Below are 14,522 nucleotides of genomic sequence, written 5' to 3' on the forward strand. Positions count from 1 at the left end.
GTGTGGCCCCTGGCCACACCCTTTCTCGGCCCCGCGGGACGAGCCTACTCCTGGTGGCTCAGGCTGTAGACATAGGCGGCCACGAGGTGGACCTTGTCCTCGCCGATATAGGCGGCCTGGGCCGGCATGTGACCGTTGCGGCCGTTGCGCAGGGTCTGGCGGATGGCCTCGTCGAGGGGCTGGCCGGGCTGGCGATAGAGCCAGGCGTCGTCGGTCAGGTTGGGTGCGCCCAGGGCCTGGTTGCCGGTGCCGTCGGGTGAGTGGCAGGCGGCACAGACGGAGGCGAAGACCGCCGCGCCCTGCTCGGCCCGCTCGGCATCCTCGGCCTGGCCGGACAGCGACAGGACGTGCTGGGTCAGGTTGGCGATGTTCTCCTCGCCGAGCTGCTGCCAGGAGGGCATCAGGCCGTTACGCCCGTTGGTGATGGTCTGGACGATGTTCTCCGGCGCGCCGCCGTACAGCCAGGCGTCATCGGTGAGGTTGGGGAAGCCGTAGCCGCCCTGGGCGTTGGAGCCGTGGCAGATCGCGCAGTTGTTGAGGAAGATCCGCTCGGCCACCTGCATCGCCTCGCCGTCCTGGGCCAGCTCCGGGACGGGCACCTGCTGGTACTGCTCGAAGATCGGCGCGTAGCGCTCCTCGGCCTGGGCCACCTCCTGCTCCCACTGGCCTTCCTGGGTCCAGCCCAGCACGCCGGCATAGTTGCCGAGGCCGGGATAGAGCACCAGGTAGCCCAGCGCGAAGATCACGGTGCACACGTAGAGCTGGAACCACCAGCGCGGCAGCGGGTTGTCGTATTCCTCGATCTCGTCGGCCGCATGACCGGTGGTCTCCACGTTGCCTTCGGCATCCGGGGTCTTGTCGGTCTTGCGGTTGGCGAAGAGCATCCAGGCGCTGATGGCGATGGTGCCCAACGTGATGACGATGATCCAGGTACTCCAGAAGCCGGAAAGGGAGTCACCCCAAAGATTGTTCATGTGTTCCTGTCTCCCTTGTCGTCTCGGGAATCGGCCTCACGGGAGGCATGCGTGTCACGGTTCGGCTGCTCATCCTCGTCGGCGAAGGGCAGGTTGGCCGCTTCGTCGAAGTCCGGCTTGCGGCGCTTCGAGTAGGCCCACCAGACGAGCCCCACGAAGGCGATGATCAGCAGGCCGGTGATGATGCCGCGGACGGTCCCGATATCCATGATCAGCGCGTGTCCTTGAGCACGGTGCCGAGCTGCTGCAGATAGGCCACCAGGGCGGTGATCTCACGCTCGCCGCGCACCTCTTGCCCGGCACCGGCGATCTGCTCGTCGGTATAGGGCACCCCGAGGGCGCGCAGCGCGCGCATCTTGTCGGCGATATGCTCGCCGTCGAGGGTGTTCTCGAACAGCCACGGATAGGCCGGCATCACCGATTCCGGTACCACGTCACGGGGGTTGTACATGTGCGCGCGATGCCAGTCGTCGCTGTAGCGACCCCCCACCCGGGCCAGGTCGGGGCCGGTGCGCTTGGAGCCCCACAGGAAGTTGTGCTCGTAGACCGACTCGCCGGCCACGCTGTAGTGGCCGTAGCGCTCGGTCTCGGCGCGGAAGGGACGGATCATCTGCGAGTGGCAGCCGACGCAGCCTTCCCGGCGATAGATGCCGCGGCCGGCCAGCTCCAGGGCGGAGAGCGGCTTCAGTCCCTCGACGGGTTCGGTCGTCTGCTTCTGGAAGAACAGCGGCACGACCTCGGCGAGGCCGCCGAAGCTGATCACCACCAGCACCAGTACGGAGAGCAGGCCGACGTTCTTTTCGACAATCTCGTGTCTCATTGGCGTTTCGTTCCCTGTTGGCTCAGGCGGACTGCGGAAGCGGCTGGCGGAGGCCTTCTTGATGACGCACGGTCATGAAGACGTTGAAGGCCATGATCAGCATGCCGGTCACCCAGCACAGGCCGCCGATCATCCGCACCACATAGCCCGGGCCGCTGGCTTCCACGGACTCGACGAAGGTGTACATCAGGGTGCCGTCGGGGTTGACGGCGCGCCACATCAGGCCCTGCAGGATGCCGTTGACCCACATCGCGGCGATGTAGAGCACGGTGCCGATGGTGGCCAGCCAGAAGTGCACGGCGATCAGGCCCACGGAGTACATCTCGGTGCGGCCGAACAGGCGCGGGATCAGGTGATACAGGGAGCCGGTGGTGATCATCGCCACCCAGCCCAGGGCACCGGCATGGACATGGCCGATGGTCCAGTCGGTGTAGTGGGAGAGGGCATTGACCGTCTTGACCGCCATCATCGGCCCCTCGAAGGTCGACATGCCGTAGAAGGACAGGGCCACCACCAGAAAGCGCAGGGTCGGGTCGGTGCGCAGCTTATGCCAGGCGCCGGAGAGGGTCATCATGCCGTTGATCATGCCGCCCCAGGACGGCGCCAGCAGGATGATCGACATGATCATGCCCAGCGACTGAGCCCAGTTGGGCAGGGCGGTGTAGTGCAGGTGGTGGGGGCCGGCCCACATGTAGACCATGATCAGCGCCCAGAAATGGACGATGGACAGGCGATAGGAATAGACCGGGCGCTCGGCCTGCTTGGGCACGAAGTAGTACATCATCCCCAAAAAGCCGGCGGTCAGGAAGAAGCCCACCGCGTTGTGGCCATACCACCATTGGGTCATGGCATCGATCGCACCGGAGTAGATCGAGATGGAGTACAGGGCGGAGACGGGAATGGCCGCACTGTTGACGATATGCAGCACCGCCACGGTGAGGATGAAGGCGGCGAAGAACCAGTTGGCCACATAGATGTGGGAGGTCCTGCGCAGCTTGATGGTCATCAGGAAGACGATGGCATAGCCGATCCACACCACGGCCAGCAGGATATCGATCGGCCATTCGAGCTCGGCGTATTCCTTGACCTCGGTGTAGCCCAGCGGCAGGGTCACCACGGCGGCCGCGATCACCGCCTGATAGCCCCAGAAGGTGAAGGCGGAGAGCTTGTCCGAGAACAGGCGTGTCTGGCAGGTACGCTGCACCACGTAGTAGGAGGTGGCGAACAGCGCCGATCCGCCGAAGGCGAAGATCACGGTGTTGGTATGAAGGGGGCGCAGGCGACCGAAGCTCGTCCACGGCAGTCCCAGGTTGAGTTCCGGCCATACCAGCTGTGCGGCGATCGTGACACCGAGGGACATGCCCACGATGCCCCACACCACTGTCATGATCGCGAACTGCCGAACTACCTTGTAATTGTAGGTCGGGTGTTCAAGTGCTGTGCTCATGTCAGGTTCCCATCGAACGCGGTTTGGGGGTAGCCCGCGGCATTCTGCCCCGAGTCGACCGCCCGCAGGATGATGCAGGTCAATAACCACCCCGGATTCTAGCGCAGGCCTGCGTCAAGCTGAACAAGCGAATGGATGGAATCGTGAACGAAAGGAGCCGCCGAGTGTCAAATATTTCTTGCTGTTCTCTGCCCCGCATCGATCCCGAAAGCCCGGGGGAATCCCTGCGGGATGGCCGCCAGGGTCGCTGGGCCATCGATGGCCTGGGGGCCCTGGATGTCCAGGGCGATGGTCGCGCGGGGCGACTGCTGTTGACCCATGGCGCCGGGGCCGGGCAGGACAGTGCCTTCCTCGTGACGCTGCGTCGGGAGTTGGCCGATGCCGGCGTGCAGACGCTGGCGATCGAGTTCGACTACCTGCGCGGCATGCGTGAGGCGGGGCGGCGGCGCCCCCCGCCCCGGGTCGAGCGGCTGGTCGAGGAACTGGCTCGCTGGTGCGACCGCATGTCGCAGTTTTCTCCCTCGCCCCTCTGGCTCGGCGGCAAGTCGATGGGCGGCCGGGTGGCCAGCCTGCTGGCGGCCCGCGAGGGTGCCGCGGGTCTGGTGCTCTGCGGCTATCCCTTCCATCCCCCGCGCCGCCCCGAGTCCCTGCGGCTCGACCATTGGTCCTCCCTGGCCTGTCCGACCCTGGTGGTGCAGGGCAGTCGCGACCCCTTCGGTACCCGCACGGAGGTGGCCGGCTATGCCCTGCCGGCCTGTGCCGAGGTGCACTGGCTCGAGGACGGCGATCACGACTGGAAACCCCGCCGCGGCTCGGGGCGCGATCAGGCCGGCTTGTTGCGCGAGGGCGCGCAACGCATCGCCGCCTTCATGTCCCGCCACCGCTGAGCGGGCCCAAGTGGATGAAAGCCTTGCGGATTCCCCGGCCCGGACGAAGGGGCCCCGGGCGAAAAAACGCGTTGACAATGACCGCGGTCCCTGTAGAATGCAGCGCCACGTGACCGGGGGTGGTTAGCTCAGCCGGGAGAGCACCAGCCTTACAAGCTGGGGGTCACAGGTTCGATCCCTGTACCACCCACCATTGCCCAGGCAATGCCCGATCATGTTGCAGAGACGCTGCGGACCGGTAGTTCAGTTGGTTAGAATGCCGGCCTGTCACGCCGGAGGTCGCGGGTTCGAGTCCCGTCCGGTCCGCCAACGTTTTTGCGCCGCATCATCTTGCGGACCGGTAGTTCAGTTGGTTAGAATGCCGGCCTGTCACGCCGGAGGTCGCGGGTTCGAGTCCCGTCCGGTCCGCCACGATGACGCACACAATCTATGCAGTAACGCGTGGGCGATTAGCTCAGTTGGTTAGAGCACCAGCCTCACATGCTGGGGGTCACTGGTTCGAGTCCAGTATCGCCCACCACGCGGACCGGTAGTTCAGTTGGTTAGAATGCCGGCCTGTCACGCCGGAGGTCGCGGGTTCGAGTCCCGTCCGGTCCGCCATCTGCAAACGAATTCGAAAGCCCCGAGTCCCAGGACTCGGGGCTTTTTCGCGTTGGGCCCCATCGGCTATCCTCGACGAGGGGGTACTCGCCCTTTGCGCATGTCGGCTAGCTATCATACAGTTGTTCGAATTCTGGTCGCCCGACAGCGAGGATTCAGATCGTGAACGCCTTTCCCCACCTGTTTCGCCCCCTCGAGCTGGGGCGCCTGACCCTGCCCAATCGCGTGTTGATGGGCTCGATGCACACCAACCTCGAGGAGGCGCCGGAGGGCTTCGCGCGCCTGGCCGCCTTCTACGCCGCGCGTGCCCGGCAAGGGGTCGGGCTGATCGTCACGGGGGGGGTCGCGCCCAATCCGGAAGGGGCGGTCTTCGAGGGGGCGGCGACCCTGGAGCGTGCCGAGCAGGTGGACGATCATCGCCGGATCACCGCTGCCGTGCACGACGAGGGCGGCCGGATCTGCCTGCAGATCCTGCATGCCGGCCGCTATGCCTACTCCCCGGCGCTGGTCGCCCCCTCGCCGATCCGTGCGCCGATCAACCCCCATGAGCCCCACGCGCTCAGCGACACGGAGGTCGAGGGGCAGATCGACGACTATGTCCGCTGCGCCTCCCTGGCGCGAGAGGCCGACTACGACGGCGTCGAGGTGATGGGCTCCGAGGGCTACCTGATCAACCAGTTCGTCTGTCGGCGCACCAACCATCGCCAGGATGCCTGGGGCGGCACCTTCGACAACCGCATCCGCTTCCCGGTGGCGATCGTGCGGCGCATCCGCGAGGCGCTGGGCCCGGACTTCCTGATCATCTTCCGCCTGTCGATGATCGACCTGGTGGAGGAGGGCAGCACCCACGACGAGGTGGTGGCCCTGGGGCGCGCCATCGAGGCCGCCGGCGCGGATGTCATCAATACCGGCATCGGCTGGCACGAGGCTCGGGTCCCGACCATCGTCACCAGCGTGCCGCGGGCGGCCTTCAGCGAGGTGACCCGGCGCATGAAGGCCGAGCTCAAGCTGCCGCTGATCACCACCAATCGCATCAACATGCCCAAGGTGGCGGAGCGGGTGCTCGCCGAGGGGCATGCCGACATGGTCTCCATGGCCCGTCCCTTCCTCGCCGATCCGGCCTGGATCGCCAAGGCCCGGGAAGGCCGCGAGGCCGAGATCAATACCTGCATCGCCTGCAACCAGGCCTGCCTGGATCACACCTTCCAGGGTAAGCTGGCCTCCTGCCTGGTCAATCCTCAGGCCTGTCACGAGACCGAGCTGATCATCGCGCCGGCCGCCGAGCCGCGGGCCATCGCCGTGGTCGGGGGCGGGCCGGCGGGGCTCGCCGCGGCGGTCACGGCCGGGGGGCGGGGGCATGCCGTCACCCTGTTCGAGCGCCAGTCGATGCTCGGCGGGCAGTTCAACTATGCCCGGCGGATTCCCGGCAAGGAGGAGTTCGACGAGACCCTGCGCTACTACCGGGTGATGCTAGACAAGCATGGCGTGAGCGTGCGCCTGGGAGTGGAGCCCAGCCTCCATGATCTCCAGGCCTTCGACGAGGTGATCCTGGCCACCGGGGTGCGGCCCCGACGGCTCGACCTGCCGGGCATCGATCACCCCAAGGTGCTCTCCTATCCGATGGCCATCATGCATCCCGAGCGGATCGGCGCCCGCGTGGCCATCATCGGCGCCGGCGGCATCGGCTTCGACGTGGCGGAGCTGTTGACCCATGCGGGCCACCCGGCCCTCGACACCGAGGCCTGGTGCGATGAATGGGGCGTGGATCTCACCGTGAGCTCGCCGGGCGGGCTGCGCGAGCCGCAGCGTCCGCCGGTGCCGCGCCGGGTCACCCTGCTGCAGCGCAAGACCTCCAAGCCCGGCAAGGGGCTCGGCACCTCCACGGGCTGGGTGCATCGCGCCTCACTGCGTCATCGCGGCGTGGAGGCCCTGGCGGGCTGCGAGTACGTCGGCATCGACGACGCGGGGCTGCATATCCGTCTCGACGGCGTGCCGCGCCTGCTCAGGGTCGACTCGGTGGTGGTCTGTGCCGGCCAGGAATCGGTCCGCGACTGGCTGGAACCGCTGCGTGAGGCCGGCGTATCGGTGCACCTCATCGGCGGCGCCCTGGAGCCCGCAGAACTGGATGCCAAGCGGGCGATCGATCAGGGCACCCGGCTGGCGGCCGCCCTGTAGGGGGGCGTCTCGCCGGGGGGCGTGAAAATCTGTACAGGTTTCAACGAAACACTTCCCGCCTTCGGGGTTCATAGGAAGTAGTAGCGCTATGCGTTGAAGGCGTGGAACCCCGTGATCCGATTGTGCTGACTACGCTGAAGCTACCGATCCCGGCTGGCAGGCTGGTCCGTCAGGCCGGAGCTCCGGGCTTTAAGGAGGCATCCATGAGCATCTTCGATCATGTGCAGAACCGTTATGAACGTATCCAGCAGGAGGAGTTGAGCCTGCAGGAGTATCTGGAACTCTGCCGTGAGGACCCCTCGGTTTACGCCAGTTCGGCCGAGCGCATGCTGGAGGCCATCGGCGAGCCCGATGTCATCGACACGGCCAAGGATTCGCGCCTGTCGCGGATCTTCTCCAACAAGGTCATCCGGCGCTATCCGGCCTTCTCGGAGTTCTACGGCATGGAGGAGGCGATCGAGCAGATCGTCGCCTACTTCCGTCATGCCGCCCAGGGTCTCGAGGAGAAGAAGCAGATCCTCTACCTGCTGGGGCCGGTGGGCGGGGGCAAGTCGTCCCTGGCCGAGCGCCTGAAGCTGCTGATGGAGCACATTCCTTTCTACGCCATCAAGGGCTCGCCGGTGCAGGAGTCCCCGCTGGGGCTGTTCTCGCCGGAAGACGACGGCGAATTGCTCGAGAAGGAATACGGCATTCCCCAGCGCTGCCTGAAGAGCGTGATGTCGCCCTGGGCCGCCAAGCGGCTCAAGGAGTTCGGCGGCGACATCACCCAGTTCCGGGTGGTGCGTCTCTACCCGTCACGGCTCAACCAGATCGCCGTCTCCAAGACGGAGCCCGGCGACGAGAACAATCAGGACATCTCCTCGCTGGTCGGCAAGGTGGACATCCGCCAACTGGAACTCTACTCCCAGGACGACCCGGACGCCTACAGCTTCTCCGGCGGCCTGTGCAAGGCCAACCAGGGCCTGATGGAGTTTGTCGAGATGTTCAAGGCGCCGATCAAGGTGCTGCATCCCCTGCTCACCGCCACCCAGGAAGGCAACTACAACCCCACCGAGGGCATGGGGGCGATCCCCTTCGACGGCATCGTCCTGGCGCACTCCAACGAGAGTGAGTGGCAGACCTTCCGCAACAACCGTAACAACGAGGCCTTCCTCGATCGGGTCTATATTGTCAAGGTGCCCTACTGCCTGCGGGTGACCGAGGAGATCAACATCTACAAGAAGCTCCTCGAGCATTCCTCGCTGGCCGAAGCACCCTGCGCGCCGGATACCCTGCGCATGCTGGCGCAGTTCTCGGTCCTTTCCCGGCTCAAGGAGCCGGAGAACTCCAGCATCTATTCCAAGATGCGCGTCTATGACGGCGAGAACCTCAAGGACACCGATCCCAAGGCCAAGTCGATCCAGGAGTATCGCGACGCCGCCGGGGTCGACGAGGGCATGAACGGGCTCTCCACCCGCTTCGCCTTCAAGATCCTCGCCAAGGTGTTCAACTTCGACAATGTCGAGGTGGCGGCCAACCCGGTGCACCTGCTGTACGTGCTCGAGCAGCGTCTCGAGCAGGAGCAGCTGCCCAAGGAGGCCTTCGAGCGCTACCTGCGCTTCATCAAGGAGTTCCTGGCGCCTCGCTACGTGGACTTCATCGGCAAGGAGATCCAGACGGCCTACCTGGAGTCCTACTCCGAGTACGGTCAGAACATCTTCGACCGCTACGTCACCTATGCCGACTTCTGGATCCAGGACCAGGAGTACCGGGACCCGGAGACCGGCGAGCTGTTCGACCGCCAGTCCCTCAACGAGGAGCTGGAAAAGATCGAGAAGCCGGCCGGCATCTCCAACCCCAAGGACTTCCGTCACGAGGTGGTCAACTTCGTGCTGAGGGCCCGGGCCCAGAACAACGGCATGAACCCCAGCTGGCAGTCCTACGAGAAGCTGCGCGGCGTGATCGAGCACAAGATGTTCGCCAACACCGAAGAGCTGCTGCCGGTGATCTCGTTCAACGCCAAGGCCTCGACGGCGGATCAGAAGAAGCACGAGGACTTCGTGGCCCGCATGGTCGACCGCGGCTACACCGAGAAGCAGGTGCGCCTGCTCTCCGAGTGGTATCTGAGGGTGCGCAAGTCGCAGTAGCCTGATGGCTACGGGCTACGGGCTACGGGCTACGGGCTACGGGCTACGGGCTACGGGCGGGAAGGGCGGCGATATTGGCCGCTCCTCCTCGCCGCGACCAGCGCCAAGAGGAGGTCCGCATGACCTATTTCATCGACCGTCGTGCCAATGCCAAGCGCAAGAGCGCGGTCAACCGCCAGCGCTTCCTCGATCGCTACCGCACCCATATCAAGCGCTCCGTCGAGGAGGCGGTCAATCGGCGCTCCATCACCGATATGGAGCGCGGCGAGAAGGTGTCGATTCCCACCCGGGACATCTCCGAGCCGGTGTTCCAGCACGGCCCGGGCGGCAAGCGCACCATCATCGCGCCCGGCAACAAGGAGTTCGTCGAGGGCGACCGACTGCGCCGGCCCGGTGGTGGCGGCGGCGGCGGCGCCGGGGAGGGCGGTGCCTCCAACCAGGGCGAGGGCATGGACGAGTTCGCCTTCACCCTCTCCCGGGAGGAGTTCCTGGACTTCGTCTTCGATGGCCTGGAGCTGCCGCACCTGGAGCGCAAGAACCTCGTGGACCTGGACGAGGTGCGCCCGGTGCGGGCGGGCTTCACCCGCGAAGGGGTGCCGGCACGCATCAACATCGTGCGTTCCATGCGCGAGGCCCATGCCCGGCGCATCGCCATGCGTGGCCCCATCCGTCGCGCCCTGCGCGAGGCCGAGCAGGCGCTGGAGGCCGAGGAGCGCAAGGATCCGGTGCTGCGCAATCCCTCGCGCATCGAGGAGCTCAAGGCCGAGATCGAACGCCTCGAGAAGCGCCTGGAGGCGGTTCCCTTCCTCGACACCTACGACCTGCGCTACAACAACCTGGTCGACCAGCCCCAGCCCTCCAGCAAGGCGGTGATGTTCTGCGTCATGGACGTCTCCGGTTCCATGACCCAGGCCCACAAGGACATCGCCAAGCGCTTCTTCCTGCTGCTCTACCTCTTCCTCGAGCGCAACTACGAGAAGGTCGAGCTGGTCTTCGTGCGCCATCACACCGCCGCCAAGGAGGTCGACGAGGAGGAATTCTTCTACTCCCGGGAAACCGGCGGCACCATCGTCTCCAGCGCCCTGTCCCTGGTCGACGAGATCATCGAGGCGCGCTATCCCCCCACCCAGTGGAATCTCTACGTGGCCCAGGCCTCCGACGGGGACAACTGGGACGACGACTCCCTGACCTGTCGTGACCTGCTGGCGAAGTCGCTGATGCCGCGTCTGCAGTACTTCACCTACGTGGAGATCACGCCCCACGCCCACCAGGCGCTGTGGGAGGAGTACGAGCGGGTGGAGGCCGAGTATCCCGAGCGCTTCGCCATGCGCCAGATCGTCGAGGCCGGCGACATCTATCCGGTGTTCCGCGAGCTGTTCCGGCGTCGCAGTACCCAGTGAGTGGCGTCAAGGAGGCACCATGACCGATCGCAAGCCCATCGCCACCGGTTCCGACTGGAACTTCGAGATCCTTCACGAGTTCGAGGACGAGATCGCGCGGCTGGCCGATGAGTATCGCCTGGATACCTATCCCAACCAGATCGAGATCATCACCACCGAGCAGATGATGGACGCCTATGCCAGCGTGGGCATGCCGGTGGGGTACCACCACTGGTCCTTCGGCAAGCAGTTCCTGGCCGTGGAGCAGGCCTACCGGCGCGGGCAGATGGGGCTGGCCTACGAGCTGGTCATCAACTCCGATCCCTGCATCGCCTACCTGATGGAGGAGAACACCCTGATGATGCAGGTGCTGGTGATGGCCCACGCCTGCTATGGCCATAACTCCTTCTTCAAGGGCAACTACCTGTTCCGAACCTGGACCGACGCCAGCTCCATCGTCGACTACCTGCTGTTCGCCCGGCGCTACATCGCCGAGTGCGAGGAGCGCCATGGGGTCACCGCCGTGGAGCAGTTGCTGGATGCCTGCCATGCGCTGCAGAACTACGGGGTCGATCGCTACAAGCGGCCCTCGCCGATCTCCGCCGAGGAGGAGGCGCGTCGCCAGAAGGAACGCGAGGCCTATCTCCAGGCTCAGGTGAACACCCTGTGGCGGACCATTCCCGAGCGGGCCCCGGTCGACGGGGAGCTGGAGACGGTCGCCGGGGAGGGGGAGGACCCCCTGGGCCTGCATGCCGGCGGCCGCTATCCCCCGGAGCCCCAGGAGAACCTGCTGTACTTCATCGAGAAGAATGCGCCGCTGCTGGCGCCCTGGCAGCGCGAGGTGGTGCGCATCGTGCGCAAGCTCGCCCAATACTTCTATCCCCAGCGCCAGACCCAGGTGATGAACGAGGGCTGGGCGACCTTCTGGCATTACACCCTGATGAATCGCCTGTTCGACGAGGGGCTGGTCGACGAGGGCTTGATGCTGGAGTTCCTGCAGTCCCATACCTCCGTGGTCCAGCAGCCGCCCTTCGATAGCCCGCATTACAACGGCATCAATCCCTATGCCCTGGGCTTCGCCATGTTCACCGACATCCGGCGCATCTGCGAGTCGCCCACCGAGGAGGACCGCAAGTGGTTCCCGGATAGCGCGGGCAGCGATTGGCTGGAAACGCTGCACTTCGCCATGCGCAACTTCAAGGACGAATCCTTCGTCCAGCAGTTCCTGTCACCCAAGGTGATCCGTGACCTCAAGCTGTTCATGGTGATCGACGACGATCAGGACGAGATGCTCGAGGTGACGGCGATCCACGACGAGCGCGGCTATCGACGCATCCGTGAGGCGCTGGCCACCCAGTACGCGCTGTCGGTGCGCGAACCCAACATCCAGATCTACTCGGCGGACATCCGTGGCGACCGCTCCCTGACCCTGCGCCATGTCCAGGACAGCCGTCGCCCCCTGGCGCGCAGCGTCTACCCGGTGATGCGTCACCTGCACCAGCTGTGGGGCTTCCCGGTGAAGCTCGAGTCGATCGAGGGCGAGGAAGTCGTGCGCCGTTATCACTGGCCGCTGCCCGAGGAGGATGCATCGGCGGAGTGACAGGCCGTGGCGAAACGGCGAGACCCGCACCGACAGGTGCGGGTCTCATGCGTCTGGGGAGGGGATCAGGCCTGGGCGGTCCAGGACTGGCACCAGCCCTCGGGGGCCACGCTGTTCTGCGGGAACAGCTGGCAGCCCTGGTTGTCGGCGTTGTAGAACATGCAGTTGGCGCAGTGTTCGCCTTCCGCATAGGCCGGGTGGTCGCTGGCCTCGCTGGCGTTCTCCACGTAGTTCAGGGCCTTGGCCTGCTCGCTGTTCGGGTCCAGGGGCGGCAGTTCCTGGGCGAAGGCGGACCTGGACAGGATGCCCGCACCCAGGGGCAGGGCGGCGAGGCCCAGCAGGCTGTGGCGCATGAAATCACGACGGCTGTGATTGGCCATGGTCTCTCCTTGTCATCATCAGTCTTGGTCTGGTCGTGCTGGCCGGTGGTCCGGCCGTTCTTCTGGTCGGGTGGTGAGCCCACCTCTGGATCCGACAGGGTCGTGCCCGCGGAGTTCGTTCGCTTCATGGTAGTCACTCGGCCGGGCGCTGGCGAATGCTGCGGCAACCCGTCGCGTGTGGCGGCGGCGATTCTTCCGGGCCGGCGTCGCTGATATACTCGCGGCAGAGGCGGCCCCTGGCCGTCGTGGAGAGAGCCCCTTTCAGACGGAGAGTGCCCGATGCAGAACGCCGTGATCCTGATCAATGCCGAAAAGGGCCAGGTCAAGGCCGTGGCCGAACGCCTGGCCGATGTCGAAGGCATCAGCGAGGTGTTCTCCACCTGTGGCCGCTATGACCTGGTGGCCATCGCCCGCACCCGGGACTTCGAGAGCCTGGCCGAGCTGGTCACCGGGCGCCTCAACGAGGTGGAGGGCATTCGCGAGACCGAGACCCTCAACGCCATGCAGGTGCACTCCCGCCACGACCTCGAGACCATGTTCTCGCTGGGCTGGTAAGCTCGCCGGCGCGTTTCGCCCCGGTCATGCCGCCTCGTCGTCGTTCCGCCGTGTCCCGGCTGCGCCCCCTGATGCGTCGGGCCGCCATCGCCGTGCTCTTCGCCGCGGTGGGCAGCGGCCTGTGGTATGCCGAGGAGCGCGAGGTCCGTGACGGTCTCAGTTGGATGGGCGTGCCCGACTGGCAGCGGCTGACGCCCTTGAGCCTGCATCGGGTGCTGCGCAACGACGGCTACCTGGTGGGCTGGTCGGACGTGCGGGTCAGCCCGCTGTGGGTCAGCTACCGCCTGGCCGCCGTCGGGGATGCCCGCATCGGCGAGCGTCCCGGCTTTCGCCGCGACTGGCGCACCCTCTGGCCGGTCACCCCGGACAGCTACCTGGGCAGCGGCTACGACCGCGGCCACCTGGCCCCCAACTATGCCATCGCCGCCGTGCATGGCCGTGGCGCCCAGCGCGACACCTTCCTGATGAGCAACATGGTGCCCCAGCGCCCATCCCTCAATCGGCGCCTCTGGCAGCGCCTCGAGGAAGTGGTGATCGATCGTTTCGTGCCGCGTGTCGGGGCCCTGCAGGTCATCGCCGGTCCGGTGTTCGCGTCGCGCTTCCAGCAGGGCGCCCTGCACCGGGTGGGGCTCGTCGAGGTGCCCGTGGCCTTCTACAAGATCCTGGTGGTTCCCGGGGCTCGGCCGCGTGCGCTGGCCTTCGTCATGCCGCAGGCGGTGAGCGGCGACGAGCCCCTGGATCGTTTCGTGGTCAGCATCGACCGTATCGAGGCGCTGACCGGACTGGATTTCTTCCCGCACCTGCCCGCGGCGGCGGCCGATGTCCTGGAGGGGCGGGTCGAAACCGACGGCTGGGGGCTCGAGGCCGTGGCGCGCCTGCCGGGTCGCTTCGACTGACAGCCGGTTTCCGGCTCTTGAGGGGCCTTTCCGGCGAAGACGCACGCAAAAGAACCGCAACTCGGTGCGGCCTGTGATGTGAAGCGGTAACGATGTAGGAGAGGACTCTGCATAACGCGGAATGGTGCCCAGGAGAGGACTTGAACCTCCACGTCCGTAAGGACACTAGCACCTGAAGCTAGCGCGTCTACCAATTCCGCCACCTGGGCGCGTCATGCATATCGTCGTGTCGCGGGCCATCGCGTGAGCGATGATGGTGCCCAGGAGAGGACTTGAACCTCCACGTCCGTAAGGACACTAGCACCTGAAGCTAGCGCGTCTACCAATTCCGCCACCTGGGCGAACACGAGCGATTTCGAGCTGATAAAGAGCGGTGATACCGAGGTATCGTTGGTGCCCAGAAGAGGACTTGAACCTCCACGTCCGTAAGGACACTAGCACCTGAAGCTAGCGCGTCTACCAATTCCGCCATCTGGGCAAGTGGCGCGTATGTTACCGAATCCTGGCGCGGATGCAAGGCCTCCCGTGGGGGCGGGTGCGAATTTTTTTGCCGTCGGCGAGGAAGTGGGTGCCCTCGCATGGTTGGGTGATGCCCATGGCGGCGCTATACTGCCGCCATGACACGATACCCCGACCGCATCATCTCATGCCCGCGGCGCCTGCGCGCCACCCCCCTCATGCCG

General features: G+C 65.8%; 12 protein-coding genes and 8 tRNA genes. 12 read left to right on the plus strand and 8 right to left on the minus strand.

What is annotated here, in order from left to right:
- Window positions 1–44 precede the first annotated feature (44 nt).
- The 4 genes from ccoP to ccoN are packed head-to-tail and all read right to left on the minus strand — an operon-like array spanning window position 45 to window position 3,241.
- Window positions 45–974 (minus strand): cytochrome-c oxidase, cbb3-type subunit III, encoded by a 930-nt coding sequence (gene ccoP / locus FHR97_RS05545; RefSeq protein ID WP_183382774.1) that lies wholly within the window; start codon window positions 972–974, stop codon window positions 45–47.
- Window positions 971–1,183, minus strand: coding sequence for a cbb3-type cytochrome oxidase subunit 3 (locus FHR97_RS05550; protein WP_183382775.1), 213 nt, complete (start codon window positions 1,181–1,183; stop codon window positions 971–973). The genes ccoP and FHR97_RS05550 overlap by 4 nt, the downstream gene beginning before the upstream one ends.
- A 2-nt stretch (window positions 1,184–1,185) precedes the next feature.
- Complete coding sequence (gene ccoO, locus FHR97_RS05555) at window positions 1,186–1,794, minus strand: cytochrome-c oxidase, cbb3-type subunit II (RefSeq protein ID WP_183382776.1); 609 nt, start codon at window positions 1,792–1,794, stop codon at window positions 1,186–1,188.
- A 22-nt stretch (window positions 1,795–1,816) separates the two neighbouring features.
- Complete coding sequence (gene ccoN, locus FHR97_RS05560) at window positions 1,817–3,241, minus strand: cytochrome-c oxidase, cbb3-type subunit I (RefSeq protein ID WP_183382777.1); 1,425 nt, start codon at window positions 3,239–3,241, stop codon at window positions 1,817–1,819.
- A gap of 164 nt (window positions 3,242–3,405) precedes the next feature.
- Here ccoN and FHR97_RS05565 point away from each other — a divergent pair, with 164 nt between their 5' ends.
- From FHR97_RS05565 to FHR97_RS05610, 10 genes are all read left to right on the plus strand, one after another.
- Window positions 3,406–4,128, plus strand: a complete 723-nt coding sequence (locus FHR97_RS05565) for an alpha/beta family hydrolase (protein WP_343065556.1) — start codon at window positions 3,406–3,408, stop codon at window positions 4,126–4,128.
- Window positions 4,129–4,245: 117 nt separating this feature from the next.
- Window positions 4,246–4,321 (plus strand) — tRNA-Val (locus FHR97_RS05570).
- Between the two features lie 39 nt (window positions 4,322–4,360).
- Window positions 4,361–4,437: transfer RNA gene (locus FHR97_RS05575), tRNA-Asp, on the plus strand.
- A 25-nt stretch (window positions 4,438–4,462) separates the two neighbouring features.
- A tRNA-Asp gene (locus FHR97_RS05580) sits at window positions 4,463–4,539 on the plus strand.
- Between the two features lie 32 nt (window positions 4,540–4,571).
- Window positions 4,572–4,648: transfer RNA gene (locus FHR97_RS05585), tRNA-Val, on the plus strand.
- A 3-nt stretch (window positions 4,649–4,651) separates the two neighbouring features.
- A tRNA-Asp gene (locus tag FHR97_RS05590) sits at window positions 4,652–4,728 on the plus strand.
- A 162-nt stretch (window positions 4,729–4,890) separates the two neighbouring features.
- Window positions 4,891–6,903 carry an NADPH-dependent 2,4-dienoyl-CoA reductase gene (locus tag FHR97_RS05595; protein WP_183382779.1) on the plus strand — a complete coding sequence of 671 codons (2,013 nt, stop codon included), beginning with the start codon at window positions 4,891–4,893 and terminating at the stop codon, window positions 6,901–6,903.
- Between the two features lie 203 nt (window positions 6,904–7,106).
- Window positions 7,107–9,029: a PrkA family serine protein kinase gene (locus FHR97_RS05600; RefSeq protein ID WP_183382780.1), complete on the plus strand. Its 1,923-nt coding sequence runs from the start codon at window positions 7,107–7,109 to the stop codon at window positions 9,027–9,029.
- Between the two features lie 119 nt (window positions 9,030–9,148).
- A complete protein-coding gene (locus FHR97_RS05605) occupies window positions 9,149–10,429 on the plus strand; it encodes a YeaH/YhbH family protein (protein ID WP_183382781.1) in 1,281 nt (426 codons plus the stop codon).
- 19 nt (window positions 10,430–10,448) lie between these two features.
- The gene (locus FHR97_RS05610) at window positions 10,449–12,008 is read left to right on the plus strand and encodes a SpoVR family protein (protein WP_183382782.1); all 1,560 of its coding nucleotides are present in this window, start codon (window positions 10,449–10,451) and stop codon (window positions 12,006–12,008) included.
- A gap of 65 nt (window positions 12,009–12,073) precedes the next feature.
- Here the strand turns inward: FHR97_RS05610 and FHR97_RS05615 are convergent, their stop codons facing one another.
- Window positions 12,074–12,388 carry a high-potential iron-sulfur protein gene (locus tag FHR97_RS05615; RefSeq protein ID WP_183382783.1) on the minus strand — a complete coding sequence of 105 codons (315 nt, stop codon included), beginning with the start codon at window positions 12,386–12,388 and terminating at the stop codon, window positions 12,074–12,076.
- 279 nt (window positions 12,389–12,667) lie between these two features.
- Between FHR97_RS05615 and FHR97_RS05620 the strand changes: the two genes are divergently transcribed.
- Window positions 12,668–12,943, plus strand: a complete 276-nt coding sequence (locus FHR97_RS05620) for an Lrp/AsnC family transcriptional regulator (protein WP_183382784.1) — start codon at window positions 12,668–12,670, stop codon at window positions 12,941–12,943.
- A gap of 26 nt (window positions 12,944–12,969) precedes the next feature.
- Window positions 12,970–13,839, plus strand: coding sequence for a DNA/RNA non-specific endonuclease (locus FHR97_RS05625; RefSeq protein ID WP_246403792.1), 870 nt, complete (start codon window positions 12,970–12,972; stop codon window positions 13,837–13,839).
- 122 nt (window positions 13,840–13,961) lie between these two features.
- Here FHR97_RS05625 and FHR97_RS05630 read toward each other — a convergent pair.
- From FHR97_RS05630 to FHR97_RS05640, 3 genes are all read right to left on the minus strand, one after another.
- Window positions 13,962–14,048: transfer RNA gene (locus FHR97_RS05630), tRNA-Leu, on the minus strand.
- A gap of 45 nt (window positions 14,049–14,093) precedes the next feature.
- Window positions 14,094–14,180: transfer RNA gene (locus tag FHR97_RS05635), tRNA-Leu, on the minus strand.
- Window positions 14,181–14,230: 50 nt separating this feature from the next.
- Window positions 14,231–14,317, minus strand: a tRNA-Leu gene (locus FHR97_RS05640).
- Window positions 14,318–14,522 lie beyond the last annotated feature (205 nt).

This window comes from Halomonas stenophila, from assembly GCF_014192275.1.
In the GTDB taxonomy this organism is placed as follows: Bacteria; Pseudomonadota; Gammaproteobacteria; order Pseudomonadales; family Halomonadaceae; genus Halomonas; species Halomonas stenophila.